The 14,703-nt window shown below is 65.3% G+C and carries 12 protein-coding genes; 10 read left to right on the top strand and 2 right to left on the bottom strand.

Annotation, left to right across the window (positions count from 1 at the left end):
• Positions 1 to 70: 70 nt before the first annotated feature.
• Positions 71 to 1,357 carry an ABC transporter substrate-binding protein gene (locus tag VGV07_RS06885; protein WP_326867953.1) on the bottom strand — a complete coding sequence of 429 codons (1,287 nt, stop codon included), beginning with the start codon at positions 1,355 to 1,357 and terminating at the stop codon, positions 71 to 73.
• A gap of 432 nt (positions 1,358 to 1,789) precedes the next feature.
• Entirely contained in the window at positions 1,790 to 2,881 is a 1,092-nt protein-coding gene (locus VGV07_RS06880) for a Gfo/Idh/MocA family oxidoreductase (RefSeq protein ID WP_326867952.1), read from the bottom strand.
• 177 nt (positions 2,882 to 3,058) lie between these two features.
• Here VGV07_RS06880 and VGV07_RS06875 point away from each other — a divergent pair, with 177 nt between their 5' ends.
• The 10 genes from VGV07_RS06875 (at position 3,059) to VGV07_RS06830 (ending at position 14,506) form a co-directional block, all read left to right on the top strand.
• On the top strand, positions 3,059 to 4,648 hold the full coding sequence (locus tag VGV07_RS06875; RefSeq protein ID WP_326867951.1) for a hypothetical protein: 1,590 nt from the start codon (positions 3,059 to 3,061) through the stop codon (positions 4,646 to 4,648).
• A gap of 8 nt (positions 4,649 to 4,656) precedes the next feature.
• The gene (locus tag VGV07_RS06870) at positions 4,657 to 5,553 is read left to right on the top strand and encodes an amidohydrolase family protein (RefSeq protein ID WP_326867950.1); all 897 of its coding nucleotides are present in this window, start codon (positions 4,657 to 4,659) and stop codon (positions 5,551 to 5,553) included.
• A 44-nt stretch (positions 5,554 to 5,597) separates the two neighbouring features.
• Positions 5,598 to 6,635: a LacI family DNA-binding transcriptional regulator gene (locus tag VGV07_RS06865; RefSeq protein ID WP_326867949.1), complete on the top strand. Its 1,038-nt coding sequence runs from the start codon at positions 5,598 to 5,600 to the stop codon at positions 6,633 to 6,635.
• Between the two features lie 395 nt (positions 6,636 to 7,030).
• Positions 7,031 to 7,711: an RraA family protein gene (locus VGV07_RS06860; protein ID WP_326867948.1), complete on the top strand. Its 681-nt coding sequence runs from the start codon at positions 7,031 to 7,033 to the stop codon at positions 7,709 to 7,711.
• Between the two features lie 204 nt (positions 7,712 to 7,915).
• Positions 7,916 to 8,527 (top strand): glutathione S-transferase family protein, encoded by a 612-nt coding sequence (locus VGV07_RS06855; protein WP_326867947.1) that lies wholly within the window; start codon positions 7,916 to 7,918, stop codon positions 8,525 to 8,527.
• 516 nt (positions 8,528 to 9,043) lie between these two features.
• A complete protein-coding gene (locus VGV07_RS06850; protein WP_326867946.1) occupies positions 9,044 to 9,835 on the top strand; it encodes an IclR family transcriptional regulator in 792 nt (263 codons plus the stop codon).
• A gap of 19 nt (positions 9,836 to 9,854) precedes the next feature.
• Positions 9,855 to 10,160 carry an L-rhamnose mutarotase gene (locus VGV07_RS06845; RefSeq protein WP_326867945.1) on the top strand — a complete coding sequence of 102 codons (306 nt, stop codon included), beginning with the start codon at positions 9,855 to 9,857 and terminating at the stop codon, positions 10,158 to 10,160.
• 7 nt (positions 10,161 to 10,167) lie between these two features.
• The gene (locus tag VGV07_RS06840; RefSeq protein WP_326867944.1) at positions 10,168 to 11,058 is read left to right on the top strand and encodes an amidohydrolase family protein; all 891 of its coding nucleotides are present in this window, start codon (positions 10,168 to 10,170) and stop codon (positions 11,056 to 11,058) included.
• 253 nt (positions 11,059 to 11,311) lie between these two features.
• Positions 11,312 to 12,496, top strand: a complete 1,185-nt coding sequence (locus tag VGV07_RS06835) for an enolase C-terminal domain-like protein (RefSeq protein ID WP_326867943.1) — start codon at positions 11,312 to 11,314, stop codon at positions 12,494 to 12,496.
• Positions 12,497 to 12,724: 228 nt separating this feature from the next.
• Entirely contained in the window at positions 12,725 to 14,506 is a 1,782-nt protein-coding gene (locus VGV07_RS06830) for an ABC transporter substrate-binding protein (protein WP_326867942.1), read from the top strand.
• Positions 14,507 to 14,703: the final 197 nt, after the last annotated feature.

Below are 14,703 nucleotides of genomic sequence, written 5' to 3'. Positions count from 1 at the left end.
TCGCTGGGATGACAGCTGGTGGGTGGGGTGAGGGCCGGGCCAACACAGGCGACCCAGCCCGTTTCCCCGCTTACTGCGCCTTGCTCGGGCTCTCCTCGAGCGCCGTCTGCATCTGGGCGGTCCAGTCGGCCACCGTGATCGTTCCCAGCGTCACTTCCTGCCAGCCGCGCGCCAGGGCGTCGGCTTCCTGGCCGGAGAGCAGCACGCCGACATGCAGGGTCGGCGTCTTGATGATCTCCTGGATCTGCGCCAGCGCCTCAGACTTCGGCAGCGCGTTCGGATCGACGTTCTTGTTGAGCGAGATGCCGCCCGCGACACTGGCGAGGAGGTTGGCGTTCTCGACTCCGGCGACGAACTTCACGAACTTGAAGCCCGCTTCCTGCTTGGTGCTCCATGGCGTCACGCCGAACACCGAGCTCTCGGTGCCGCTGAAGCTCTGCGCCAGCGGCGCATCGGCCACCAGCACCGGCCAGCGCATGGCGCCGACATTCTCATCGCCCAAAGCCGCGCCGAACGCCGCCCAGTTCACCGCATCGGCGATGATGGTCGAGGCGAAGGCGGCATTGCCGCTCTGGAAGATGTCGGCGCCATCGGGCAGCATCGAGATCGAGGGCGAGCTCGAGTTGATCCAGCCGCGCGTCGTGCCGATCGCGGCCATGGCCTCGAGGATCGACACCATCTTCGGGTCGGTCCAGGGGAGTTTGCCCGCCATGATGGCGCGCATATCGTCTTCGGTTAGGAAGTTGCGGGCGACTTCCGGGAAGTTCCAGTAGGCCGGGAACACGCCGGTCATGCCGTGCGCGAGGCAGGTCTTGCCGATGGCTTTCACCGCCGTGCAGGCTGCATCCATCTCGTCCCAGGTCTTCGGCGGATTGGCCGCATCGAGCCCGGCTTCGGTCAGCACGGCCTTGTTGTAGTACATCACATTGCCCTGGTAGCCGAACGGCAACCCGTAGCAGGGCTGGGTGGTGTCGTAGTTGAGGCAGCCGCCCGAATAGGTGATGAGATCGCTCGCCGCGGCGAGCACGTCCTCGGGCAGCTGCACATAGGCGCTGCGCCGGTCGAACAGCTCGAGGCCGGCATTGTTCTCCATCACGTCGGGGCCGCTCTTGGTCGCGATATAGGGCCCCTGGACGCTCGGATAACGATCGAACGGCACGGTCTCGAGCTCGACCTTCACATCCGGATTGGCCTTTTCGAACGCCGCCACCAGCTGCGCCCAGTAATCGGGACCGCCCGGCTGCCAGTTGAGCACGCGAATGGTGGTGACATCCTGCGCCAGCGCCGGCCCCATCATCGCCGTCAGCGCCACCGCGCCGGCGGCAATGCGCCAGCCCGCTTTCGAAGCAACTCTCATCTGAAATCCCTTCCTCTGATGCCCGGCGCCGGCCCGAAGCCCGTCACGCCGTTATCCCCTGTCGGCGCCGGGACGGCGCCCCGCCGCCCCGATCACTCCATCGACACACCCCTCGGACGCGCATCTTCACGTCCCGTGTCAGTGCCGTGACGCTAGCACAGCAAGTTTCCAATATGAAAGTGTAATTTCTTATACAAAAGTTGAGCGATGCCACCGGCCTCTCCGTGATCCTCCCCCGCGTGGCGGGGGAGGGGGACCGCCGAAGGCGGTGGAGGGGGCGGCAAGAGTCGCCAACCTGCCTTCTCCCCTTGAGGGAGAAGGTGCCCGAAGGGCGGATGAGGGGTATCGCAACCGCAGGTTGTGCGATCGGAGCGAAGCGACGAGCGACTGAGAGTTTTGCTCCCCCCTCCACCAGCTTCGCTGGTGCCCCCCTCACACCGCCTCCGGCACCACCCCACCCTGCCGGCTCGATTTCAGCGCCGCATCGACCAGCGCCATGGTTCTGATCGAGTCATGCACATCGGTGTCGAGCACCGCGTCCTCACCGGAAACGAAGCGCTGCAGGTTCGCCATGACGAAGCCGAAGGCATCGGGCACCCGCTCGCCGCCGACCAGCGGCACCGTCGTCCACGGCACCCCGGCAATGGTCATTTCCAGCGTCTCGGGCACCGGCTTCACGTAGTCGACGAGGTACCCGACGGTGAGATGGGCGCAGCCTGCCGTGCCCTCGACCCGGATCGTCGCTTCGATATGCTCGGGCCCGTAATTGTAGGTGTGGTTGAGCGACAACGCGCAGCGCACCCGGTCGCTATAGTCGAGAATGATCGAGGAGCGCGCATCGGCCAGGCTCGGGTAGCGAGGATGCTTCACCGCCTTGGCATAGACGCTCTCGGGCTCGCCGAGCAGCGAGCGGATCCAGTCGAGATAGTGGATCGAATGCAGCGGGATCTCCACCGCATCGAGATGCGGGATGAAGCTCCACAATTCCCACGGCATATAGACCGCGAGCCGCACCTCCACCTCGACGATCTCGCCGAGCAGGCCTTTGCGCGCCGCATCGCGGATCGCCAGCATCGAGGGAGTGTAGCGCAGCTGGAAGTTGGTCGCGGCAGTGATCGAACGTTGGTCGATCGCCGCAACGATCTGGCGCGCGGTGGCAAGGTCGGGCCCCACCGGCTTCTGCATCAGGGCCGCGCTGTTGGCCGGCAGCCGCTCGACCGTGCCGAGCAGTGCCGCCGGCGGCAGCGCCAGGTCGAAAATGCCGTCGGTGCCGCAGGCGGCGATCGCCGCCTCGAGCGTCGGGTGCACCACCTCGACGCCGAAATCCGCCGCCAGCGCCTTGGCGGTATCGCCGTTGACGTCGAAGATCCCTGCGACCGGCAGGCCCATCTTGCGGTAGGCCGGCAGGTGCCCGTCGCGAACGATGCCGCCGGCGCCGATAATGGTGATCGGCCGGGGCCGGCTCGGCATCGGCCACACCTGCTGCAGGTCGGCAAGGGCGGCGGGAAGCGTCGTCGAGGTCATGAGGTCTCCATCACGCGCTCGCTTTCAGCGCCCCGGGAGAGGGCAGGTGTCGAACGCGTCAATTATCACTGGCGATAGTTGATGTTGATATTTGATAGGAGCGCTGCTTAACTCTGTCAAGGATTGCCGGCAGGCTCCGGCAGTGCGACGTGACCACCAATGGGAGGATTTTGCACCATGGCCATCGACGGCGAGACCAAACACCCACACGCAGCCCGCCGCCTGCGCGACATCTTCGGCGATACGCTGCCGAACGTGCGGCTGGTGCTCGATCCCGCCCTTGCTGAAGGTGAATTCGCCATCGCCATGGAGGGCGATGCGCTGGTTGTGCGCGGTGGCCCGTTCTCCGGCGTCATCTACGGCGTCGAGGAAATCATCCAGCGCAGCTCCGACAGGCTCGATCTCGCCGCCTGGGCCACGCCGGTCACCGGCAAGCCCGGCCTCGCCTACCGCACCTTCTGGACCTGGGACCACTCCACCAACTGGGAGCTGTCGCAAATCGGCCAGCAGGAGATCGGCGTCTTCAACCCGTTCCAGAAGCCACCCGGCGGCTTCCTTGCCGACTACAAGCGGCTGGTGGATTTCTGCTCGATCAACCGCATCGGCGGCATCACCGTCTATGGGTTCCTGCGCGACAGCCATGGCGGCATCGAAGCGGCCAAGGAACTCTGTCGCTATGGCAACGAGCGCGGCGTGCGCATCATCCCCGGCATCGCCATCGGCGCCTATGGCGGGGTCTATTGGGAGGGCAAGCACAAGTACAACCTCTCGACCTGGCTGAAGGCCAACCCGCAGCATGCGGCAAAGATGGAGAAGGATGTCGGCTTCCAGATCGCCGACCTCGCCTTCCCGCTCAACTTCCCGCATTCCGATTACACCGTCAGCGCCTGCCCGAGCGCCCCGGAGGTGATCGACTGGATGGAGGAAGCCGTCGCCTGGCTGAGCGAAACCTTCGAGATCGGCGGCATCAATATCGAGAGCGGCGATTATGGCGTCTGCGGCTGCGAGCGCTGCGTCGCCCGCCGCGCCAATGATGCGGAGGCGGCGCGCCGCAAGGACGACCACGGCGATTCCTGGTCGCATACCGACATGGCCGAGAATTTCCCGCGGCTCTATCGCGCCGCCAAGGCCAGGCGGCCGGACCTCTGGATCTATTGCGAGATGCAGTGGGACAACCTCCTCGATCCCGTAGCGACCGAGGCGCAGCACCGGCTGCCCAAGGGCGCCATCTACCAGCACACCGCCAACCGCAGCTTCTGGAAACGCCTTCGCACCGAACTCGCCACCGACTATGTTGCGAGCCTCCCCACGCAGCCGAACGTCTTGCGCTGCCAGTTCGCCTGCCAGTGGAACGGCGACGAGCGCACCGAGCGCTATGCCTTCAACGCCAAAACCTTCGCCGATATGTCGGTGCGCGGGCGCGAGCTCGGCATGGAAGGGCTGACCGTCTGGGGCGAGCCGTCCGACTACTACGCCACGGTGGAATTGAGCTACCTTGCCTTCTCGCGCTTCGGCTGGGATCCGACGCTGCGCTGGGACGCATTCGTCGCCAATGAACTCGCGCCGCGGCTCGGTGGGCAACAGCAGGCCGAGCGCTTCATCGCCATCGCCGAGGAAATCGATGCCAACCAGACCCTGCCGGTGGCGCGGCTACAAGAATTGCAGGGCGAAGCATTGCGGATCATGGCATTGCTGCACGGGGAGCCGGCGCGTCGCTGGCTGACGCTGGGCGAGCAGATCAGCCGCCGGCGCTACATGGGACGCTAGACGACAATATGCGCGACGCGACTGGTCTTTATGCCGGGCCGATCATCGACCCACACCACCATCTGTTCGACCGCTCGCTCGACAAGCACCCCTGGTTGCGCGGCGCCACCGGCGTGCTGGCTGAGAGTTGCCTGCCGGCCGACTACCTGCGCGACACCGCCAGCCACCATGTCGTCGGCACCGTGCATGTCGAAGCCGGCTGGCAGTCGGGTGAGCCCTTCGCCGAACTCGCCTGGCTCGATGCGCTCGAAAAGCCCGACTGGATGGCGCGCCGCTATGTCGGCAACGCCATCCTCGATGCACCGGAGACGCCCGAGATCCTCGATCGCTATGCCGAACACGGCAAGGTCGTCGGCATCAGGGATATCCTGAGTTGGCATCCCGATCCGGCCCGCTCGTTTTCGAACGACAGGCACCGGATGAGCAGCCCGGCCTGGCGGGCCGGCCTAAGGCACCTCGACCAGCTCGGCCTGTCATTCGACCTGATGATCTCGCCCTGGCAGGCCGCCGAAGCGCTGGAACTGGCGCGCGCCTTCCCCAACCTCAGTTTCATCATCAACCACTGCGGCTCGCCCTTCGATCGCAGCGATGAGGGTATGGCGCACTGGCGGGCCGGGCTCGCCGCCCTCGCCAGCGCCCCGAACGTCGCGATCAAGGTCTCCGACCTCGTCGCCTACGATCCGCACTGGAGCCTCGACAGCCTCCGCCCGGTGGTGCTCGATTGCCTCGCGGCCTTCGGCACCGAGCGCACCATGCTGGCATCCGATCATCCGGTGCTGGGTTTGGCGGCGACGTTCGACCAGGCCTATGGTGCCTTCAAGCTGATCCTCGAGGGGCTTTCCGATGATGAATCCGAGGCGGTGTTCTGGAAGAATGCCAACCGGCTCTATCGCGTTGGGATGTAACGATATATGTAGGTGCAGAGCATTCCACTGAGGTGAATTCCGCCATGAGCGGTGACGAGCGGCCGCCGCGGGCGACGATCAAGGATGTGGCCAAGGCCGCCGAGGTGTCGCCAATGACGGTATCCAACGTCATCAACGGCCGCACCCAGTACGTGAGCCCCGCGACCCGCAAGCGGGTCGAGCGCGAGATCGAGCGGCTGGGCTATCGCCGCTCCTCCAATGCCCGCAACCTCCGCGTCGCCGAACAGCGCTCGATCGGCATGGTGATCGTCGACGAACAGCCGGCTTTCCTCGCCGATTTCTTCACCTGCCAGGTGGTCGCGGGTTTGGCCAACGTGCTGAACCATGCGGATTACACCCTCACCATCCAGGGCATGCCGGGGGCCGCGCTGGCGCAGTCGATGATCATGCGCAATTTCGAAGTCGCAGGCTTCTGCGCCATGATCTCGGGCCCGAAGCCTGAGCGCCTCGCGGCCATCGAGCGGCTCGCCGATCTCAACCAGCCGGTGGTGGTGTTCCAGCAGGAACTGCCGAACGCCCGAGCCGACCTCTGCACCGTGCGCCAGGACGATCGGGGCGGCGGTCGGCTGATCGGCGATCACCTGCTCGCCCGCCGGGTGACCGACATCCTGGCAGTGATACCGCACCAGCCCTGGCCCGCGGTGGAGAACCGCGTCGCCGGCATCCGCGACAGCATCGCCGCGGCCGGCAGCACCGCGGAAGTCACAGTGCTCGAGGCGGCCAGCGAATCGTTCGCCGACGTGCAGGCGGCCTTCGCCACCTATCTCGACACCCACCCCCTGCCCGGCGCCGTGGTCGGCGCCAACGATCCGGTGGCGACTGCCGCGATGCTCCTGCTCACCGACCGCGGTGTGCGCGTGCCCGAGGATGTGAGGGTGGTCGGCTTCAACGGCTTCGAAGCCCATCGCTACGCCCGCCCGCACATGACCACCGTGATCTCTCCCGCCTATGCCGTCGGCGAACGCGCTGGCGAAGCCATGCTGGCAAGACTCAAATCCGGCAGCTTCGCCCTGCGCGACCACGTGCTCCCGGTGGTGTTCGACCCGGGGTTCACGACGTAAGGGGCAGCAGCAGGTTGCGGCCTCGTGCCCTCCAGCGCCCCCTCTCTTGGAATTTCTAAGGCTTAGCCAAGAAGCTAAGCCCAAGAAATTCCATTCTCCCCCGCCAAGGGGGAGAAGAGCGGTGCCCTCCGCTTGCGCTGGCGCATCAGTCGGGACTCTCCCCCTTGGCGGGGGAGAAAGCGAAAACTTGGGCTTAGCGCAGCTAAGTCCTTAGTTTTCGCAAGAGAGGGGGTCGTGGGAGCCACCAGTCTTTCCACGATCCGACACCCGCCCCCTCCGCAACCACCCCTCCCATCCACACCGCTCAAAACCCCGCTTGACTCCCCTAATACCTTTAACGTTACATGTGCAACATGTACTGCATAGACCGTCACCTCCCAGAAAGGGCGTCCCCCGTGACTTCCGTGTTTACCCCGCGCCAGAACCCGCCGTTGCCGGAGGGCTGGCAGCAGCTCTACTCCGCCGTCTTGAGCGACGCGCTCGATGCCATCGGCATCTGGAACCAGGCGATGTCGCCGCGCATCCGGCCGCTCGACGAGAGCCTGAAGCTCTGCGGCCGGGCCCGCACCGGGCAGTACATGGAAGTGCCGTTCGTCGCCGAGGGGTCGAACCCCTATGAGCTCGAGATCGCTATCGTCGATGACATGAAGCCGGGCGACGTGGCGGTGTTCTCCTGCGGCGGATCCTCGCGCATCGCGCCCTGGGGGAGCCTGCTCTCGACTGCCACCCACGCCCGCGGCGCCGCCGGCTGCGTCACCGACGGTTTCGTCCGCGATATCCTTGGGATCCGCGAACTGGCGCTGCCGGTGTTCCATGCCGGCATCGCACCGCTCGATTCCAAGGGCCGCGGCCAGATCCAGGCCGTCGATGTGCCGGTTATCGTCGATGGCGTGCGGGTCGAGCCCGGCGACCTGGTGTTCGGCGATGCCGATGGCGTCGTCGTCGTGCCGCAGGCGGTCGAAGCCGAAGTGCTGAAGCGGGCCTTCGACAAGGTCAATGGCGAGCACCACTCGATGAACGAACTGCGCGCCGGCGGCTTCCTGCGCGACGTCTACGCCAGGTATGGGGTGCTCTGATGTCGGCTGGAGCACACTTCCTGATGTCGCTGCACAAGCCCGCCGTCGCTGCTACCAACCAGGCAGCACGGCCGGCTGGCGGAGCGGCGTCGCTCGGGATGTGAAATGCCTCGAACTGCTGAGACCACGATGTCGAATGGCGCATGACATGATCGACCAACCGAGAAGGCGCCGTGGTGGCGCCGCTTTCCGGAAGGCTCGATCATGCGCAGGCTCTACTACACCCACAACATCAACCCACGCGTCGCCGTAGCCACGGCGCGCTACCTTGAGGCGCCGGTCGAGTTTATTCGTATCCAGCCCAAGGGCGCCGACGAGGAGATGATCCGGCCGTTCAACCCCAACACACTGGCGCCGGTGCTGGTCGAAGACGACGGCACGAGCCTGTGGGAGACCGATGCGATCACGCTGCGCCTGGCGAAGCTCACCGGCTCGGATTTCTGGCAGCTCGACCGGCTCGACGAGATGCTGCAATGGGTGAGCTGGAGCGCCCATCACTTCACCCGCGCCGGCGGCACTTATGTTTTCGAAAACGTCACCATGGTCGACGTGCCCGGCTGGACCAGCAACGTCGCGGCGCTCGCCGAAGCCGAGGCGGATCTTCGCCAGCTTGGCCCGATCCTCGACCGGGTGCTTGCAGGGCGTGACTGGCTGGTCGGCGGCCGGCTGAGCTATGCCGATTTCCGTGTCGCCACCACCCTGCCCTTTGCCGAAGCGGCTGGCATCCCGATTGCTGGTTACGGTAACATCCGGCGCTGGCATGATCGGCTGAACCAGCTCGAGGCGTGGCGCGAGCCGTTCGCCGGGCTCGCCTGATCTGCGTTCCACATGGTAGAATATATCTAATCCGAACAAGCACTTACCGACCACGCGACGTAAGTCTTAGACCGTTCTCGGTTGACTCACCTCGGGTGAAGGCGTTCACTATTGGAACGCTGCATTCCACCCATGGAACAAAAATCGGGGGTCTGCGGCTTCGAGGAGAGGGAGGCCGGTCAAGCGGCAAGCCGTGCGGTTCAGCACGCACCTGACGTCTAGGGCGTGGGGCGTGAATGCCGGAGGTTTGCCTGCGATCCGGTAAGTGCAAGCGTGGACACGCTGCTGTTCGAGCGATGGACTGACGACACCGCCGTAGGAGCGTCGTGGGATACCCCATGTCCTCCACCCACTCGGCGTGATCCCCGCGAAAGCAGGGATCCATCTCGCAGCTCGAGCCCGACGGCGAGTTGGGTCCCAGCTTTCGCTGGGATGACACCCGGTGGGGAAGGCAAGCAGAGGGGTTGTCAAGTTATGCACACCGCGGCCAGCGAACGCCGGAGCGCGGGGCGCTAGATGTCGAGCATCAAGCGCGCCATCCAGGTTCTCGACCTGCTTGCCCGCAAGGGTGGACTCGGGGTGCGCGCCGTGGCGCAGCAACTCAGCCTGCCGGTCGGCTCGGTGCATCGGCTGCTCATCGATCTGAGCGACGAGGGCGTGGTGGAACGTAATGCCGAGGGCGGCTGGCAACTGTCCTACCGGCTGCTGGCGATCACCGACCTGCAGCTCGATGGCGTCGCCTTTCCCCGGCTGGCCCGGCCGTTCTGTGAAGCGATCGCCGAAAAGACCCGCGAGACCGTGAACGTCAACGTCTTGAGCGGCGAGGGGTGCGTGTGCATCGACAAGGTGCGCGGCAACGAGAACATGCAACTCGACTGGCGCATCGGCGCGCGCGGACCGCTCTATTGCGGCGGCAGCGCCAAGGCGATCCTCGCCTTCCTCGGCGAGACCGACCAGCAGCGTGTGTTCGACCAGCCGATGACAACGTTCACGCGCTACACCATCACCGACCCCACCGAGCTCCGCGCCGAGCTCGCCCGCATCCGCAAGCGCGGCTACTCGATCGACAATCAGGAAGTGGTGGTCGGCGTGTTCTGCGTCGGCGTGCCGATCGTCGACCGCCTCGGCCGCCCGGTCGGCGCCATCTCGATTTCCGGCCCGGCCCCCAAGGCGCCCGGCGCTGCGATCCAGCCGCAGGTCGATCTCCTCAACGAAGCAGCGAGCACCGTCAGCAAGCGGCTCGGCTACAGCGGCCAGTGGCCGCCGCCGCAGGCCGGCGAGCGGGCGCTCGCCACATCGACAACCTGATCCAAGGGAACTTACGACGATGCGATCAGCATGGGTGATGAAGCTGAAGCCCGGCCAGGAAGCCGAGTACAAGCGCAAGCACGACGAAATCTGGCCCGAAATGGTGGCGCTGCTGAAGAGCCAGGGCGTCTCCAACTACACCATCTACCGCTACGACCTGCTGCTCTTTGCCTATCTCGAAAAGCCCGACAACGCTCCATCGCAGACCGAGGGCGTCGATCCGGTGGTGCTGAAGTGGTGGAAGTGGATGGAGCCCCACATGGAGACCCACGAGGATGCCCGACCCAAGGCCTGGCCGGTCGAACAAGTGTTCCGGCTGGATTGAGGCTCAGATGCTGAAAGTCGTCGATCCGCATATCCACCTGTGGGACCTCTGGACCCGCATCTACCCGCATTTTGAGAAGCCCGGCAAAGGCGGTGCCAATGCCGCCATTTCGCGCAGCTACCTGCTGGAGGAATATCTCGAGGAAGGCGGCGACGAGATCGAGATCACCGGCGCGGTGCATGTCGAGGCCTTCCCTACCGATCCGGTGAAGGAGTCCGAAACGCTGCAGGCGGTGGCCGATCGGAGCCCGGTGCCGATCGTGCTCGTGGCGCATGGCGACCTCGCGGCGCCGGATTTCGGCGCCCTGCTCGACCGCCATTCCGGCTTTCCGATCATGCGCGGCATCCGCCAGGTGGTGAACCGGCACGCCGACCCCAAGCTCAACTACATCACCCGCGACCTGATGGATGAGCCGGGCTGGATCGGCGGGTTGCAGGAACTGGGCCGCCGCGGCCTCAGCTTCGATCTGCAGCTCTACCCGCACCAGATGACGCAGGCAGCCAAGCTCGCCGGCGTTGCCTCCAACACCCAGATCATCCTCAACCATGCCGGCATGTGGGCCGACCGCGACCTTGCGGGCTGGAAAGCCTGGAAGGCTGGGATGCGTGAGCTCGCCGCCCGCCCCAACATCGCCGTCAAGATCAGCGGCCTCGGCATGCTCGATCGCCAATGGACCACCGAGAGCTTCCGGCCGCTGGTGCTGGAGACACTCGAAATCTTCGGGCCGGAGCGGGCGATGTTCGCTTCGAACTTCCCGGTCGACAAGCTGACCAGCACCTTCCCAACGCTCTGGAAGGCCTTCGCCAAGATCACCGAAGGCGCCTCGGAAGCCGAGCGCGCCGGGCTGTTCCGTGACAATGCGCGAAAGTTCTACCGCATCCCCGGCGATCAGACATGAGGAGCACCAGATTCTCAGTGGTCCTCCACCGCGCAGCGGGGGAGGGGGACCAGCGAAGCTGGTGGAGGGGGCGACCACACACACCGGCGCATCCTGCCGCCCCCTCCACCGCCTTCGGCGGTCCCCCTCCCCCGTTTCACGGTGGAGGAGCACCGAGAGGCCAGTGCACGCGCCGCCTAGGCGAACGCCCTGCATCCCCAACTGACCTGCCGCCGCCGGCGCCCGACCAAATACGACGACCAGGAGATTTTGAGTGAAGATCAAGAGTATCGAAGCCTTTGCCATCACCAACCCGATTGCCGGCGGCATTTACGACGAGGGCAAGGACAAGGGCACGGCGCGCCGGCCGCCCTGGACCAAGGATGCCGAAGTCGCCAACCCGATGTCGCGCTACCCGCGCTACAAGGCGTTGCGCTCGAGCTGGAACAATGCCTTCCCGGCGGTCGGTGTCATCGTCACCGCCGATGACGGCTCATGGGGCTTCGGCGTCACCGGCTACGGCCAGCCCACCATCAGCCTGATCAACGACCATATCGGCCCGCTGCTGCATGAGGAGAACGCGCTCGCCACCGAGAAGCTGTGGGACATGATGATGCGCATCACCTCCCCCTACTCCTCCTCGGGCCTTGCCTCTTATGCCATCAGCGGCATCGACCTGGCGCTGTGGGACCTCAAGGGCAAGGTGCTGAAGCTGCCGGTATACGAGCTCGCCGGCGGCGCAGCCCGCGACAAGCAGTTCTGCTACGCCACCGGCAACGATACCGATTGGCACATGGAGCTGGGCTTCAAGGCCACCAAGCTCGCCTGCCCCTACGGCACCGCCGATGGGCTCGAAGCGCTCGACAAGAACGAAGCCTTTGTCGGCAAGGCGCGCGAACTGATCGGCCCGCACGTCGAGCTGATGCTCGATTGCTGGATGGCCTTCGACGTCGAGTTCGCTGTGCGCCTCGCGCATCGGCTGAAGCCGTTCAACCTCAAGTGGATGGAAGATTGTCTGATCCCCGAGGATCACACCTCGCACAAGGCGCTGCGCGAACGCCTGCCCTGGCAGACGCTGGCCACCGGCGAGCACTGGTACACCCCCTACACCTTCTTCGAGGCGGCCAAGGATCGCGTCGTCGATATCTTCCAGCCCGATATCAACTGGGTCGGCGGCTTCACCGCGGTGCAGAAGATCACCGCCATCGCCGATGCCTCGGGCCTGGAAGTGATCTGCCATGCCGGCATGAACACGCCCTATGGTCAGCACTTCAACTACTCGGCGCCCAACTCGCGCTGGGGTGAGTATTTCGTCGGCGGCGCCCCCGGTATCCCGCTCAAGCACACCAACAACTATCCCGGCATGGCCGTCCCTAGGGATGGCTACGTCGTGGTCAGCGACGAGCCCGGCTTCGGCCACGGACTGAGCAAGGACGCCATCGAGAAGATGGCGCTCTGAGTATCGAGGCCGGTGGGCGGGATCTCATCCCATCCACCGGGTCATTCCCGCGAAAGCGGGAACCTCTGTTTTCTCGCCTGCCGCACCATCGCAAACGGAGGTCCCCGCTTTCGCGGGGATGACCCGGTGGATGGGGGACCCGCGAGGAGAAGCGACCAGGTGGCGAGGCCCTGCCCCGCCTCGGAGCAATTCAACGAGTGGCCGCGAACCGGCCGGAGGAGGACCATTATGAACCGTGCATCCATCAAGCAGCACCTCATCGGCGGCGCCATCGCGCTGCTGGCGGTGCCGTTGTTGGCATCGACCGCGCTCGCGCAGGTGGCCGACATGCCGCGCAACGAAACCCTGGTGCTGACCCCGTGGGGCGACCAGCCGGCGCAGTTCGCCAATACCGAGAACTGGCACCCCTACCTGACTTCGGTCACCCACCAGCGCGATGTGATGCAGATCACCATCAACGAGGCGCTGTTCTATACCAACCTCAACGACGGCACGCTGATCCCCTGGCAGGCCGAGAGCTTCGAGTATGCTCCGGACTTCATGAGCGCCTCGATCAAGCTGCGTGACGGCGTCGAGTGGTCGGATGGCACCAAGTTCACCGCCGACGACGTGAAGTTCACCCTCGAGGCGGTGCGCGATGCCCCGCCGGAAGTCGGCGGCTCGGCAGCGTTCAAGGAGTGGATCAAGGATGTCACCGTCGTCGATCCGCTGAACGTCACCATCAACTTCACCAAGGCCGCGCCGCGCTTCGTGCGCGACTTCCTGGCCCTTGGCCATGAGAACCACTACCCGATCCTGCCCAAGCATATCTGGGAAGGTCAGGACATCGCGACCTTCACCAACTACGACCCGGCCAAGGGCTGGCCGGTCGGCACCGGCGCCTACAAGCTGGTCTCGACCACCAACCAGCAGGAGATCTTCGATCGTCGCGACGACTGGTGGGGCGCCAAGGTCGGCTTCCAGGATCTGCCGGCCCCCAAGCGCATCACGCTCGTCCCGGTATCGAGCGATGACGCGATGGGCCAGTTGCACATCGCCAACCAGATCGACGGTGGCCGCCAGCTCCTGATCGGCACCTTCGAGGCCGCCCGCGCCCAGAACGACAAGCTCAGCTCGTGGAACGCCGAAGGCCCGAACTGGGGCGCTCCCGATGGCTGCGACTACTCGCTGGTGTTCAACCAGATGCGTGAGCCGTGGAACGACGTGAACGTCCGCTATGCGATGAACTATGCCATCGACCGCGCCGCCATCAACGACATCGGCTACGAAGGCGGCCAGAAGCCGGTGACCTTCGCCTTCTCCAACTACATGGCCGGCACCTGGCTCGGCGAGGGCAGCCCGCTCAAGGCCGTGCTCGACAAGTACAATCTCGACAATCCCGATCCGGCCAAGGTCGAGGAGTACATGACCAAGGCAGGCTACGCCAAGGACGCCAATGGCCTCTGGGCCAAGGATGGCAAGCCGCTGACCGTCACGGTGCGCACCCCGGCCTTTATCCAGCCGACGCTCGCCCCGCTGACCCAGCAGTTCAAGAACGCCGGCTTCGATGCGGTGCAGGCTCCGGTGGACGATACCTGGCTGCCTGACATCCAGTCGGGCAACTTCGACACCATGATCTTCGTCCATTGCGGCAGCCTGTCGGAACCGCTCGAGACCCTGCAGCACTACCATTCGAAGTTCGCCCGGCCGCTCGGCGAGAACATCCCGAACGCCATCGCCGCCTCACGCTACATGAACCCGGAATACGACAAGCTGATCGATGCCATGGACGCCGTCCCGGCCGATACCGATCCGAACTCCGAGTACATGAAGAACGCCGTCGCGGCCCTCGACATCGCGCTGCGCGACCTGCCGCAGATCGACATGCTCGAGGAGTACCATGTGGTGACCTTCAACAACACCTACTGGACCGGCTGGCCGTCCGCGGCCGACCCGTACGTTGCCCCGTACACCCCGTGGGAAGCGTTCAACGTGGTGATCCACAACCTGAAGCCCACCGGCGCGCAGTAAGCGCCGGCCTCGACCTCCGCGGGCGGCATTTACTGCCGCCCGCGACCTGACCAACAGTTCCTGGGAGACTGAGTAGTGCAACACCCACCGGTGTCATCCCTGCGAAAGCAGGGACCCAACTATCGGCTGGCGCTGGCGGAGGCTTGGGTCCCTGCTTTCGCAGGGATGACATCGAGTATTTGGTGTTTGCGGTGCAC

It is taken from the genome of Devosia sp. (assembly GCF_035944845.1).
In the GTDB taxonomy this organism is placed as follows: domain Bacteria; phylum Pseudomonadota; class Alphaproteobacteria; order Rhizobiales; family Devosiaceae; genus Devosia_A.
Note: the sequence above shows the minus strand (reverse complement) of the source record. Positions and strands in the feature narration are given on the sequence as shown.

Excerpts from the sequence above, each read along its gene's own strand:
- VGV07_RS06865 (WP_326867949.1), top strand. The coding sequence starts at position 5,598 with ATGAGCGGTGACGAGCGGCCGCCGCGGGCGACGATCAAGGATGTGGCC.
- VGV07_RS06850 (WP_326867946.1), top strand. The coding sequence starts at position 9,044 with ATGTCGAGCATCAAGCGCGCCATCCAGGTTCTCGACCTGCTTGCCCGC.
- VGV07_RS06880 (WP_326867952.1), bottom strand. The coding sequence starts at position 2,881 with ATGACCTCGACGACGCTTCCCGCCGCCCTTGCCGACCTGCAGCAGGTG.
- VGV07_RS06875 (WP_326867951.1), top strand. The coding sequence starts at position 3,059 with ATGGCCATCGACGGCGAGACCAAACACCCACACGCAGCCCGCCGCCTG.
- VGV07_RS06845 (WP_326867945.1), top strand. The coding sequence starts at position 9,855 with ATGCGATCAGCATGGGTGATGAAGCTGAAGCCCGGCCAGGAAGCCGAG.
- VGV07_RS06830 (WP_326867942.1), top strand. The coding sequence starts at position 12,725 with ATGAACCGTGCATCCATCAAGCAGCACCTCATCGGCGGCGCCATCGCG.
- VGV07_RS06855 (WP_326867947.1), top strand. The coding sequence starts at position 7,916 with ATGCGCAGGCTCTACTACACCCACAACATCAACCCACGCGTCGCCGTA.
- VGV07_RS06885 (WP_326867953.1), bottom strand. The coding sequence starts at position 1,357 with ATGAGAGTTGCTTCGAAAGCGGGCTGGCGCATTGCCGCCGGCGCGGTG.
- VGV07_RS06840 (WP_326867944.1), top strand. The coding sequence starts at position 10,168 with ATGCTGAAAGTCGTCGATCCGCATATCCACCTGTGGGACCTCTGGACC.
- VGV07_RS06870 (WP_326867950.1), top strand. The coding sequence starts at position 4,657 with ATGCGCGACGCGACTGGTCTTTATGCCGGGCCGATCATCGACCCACAC.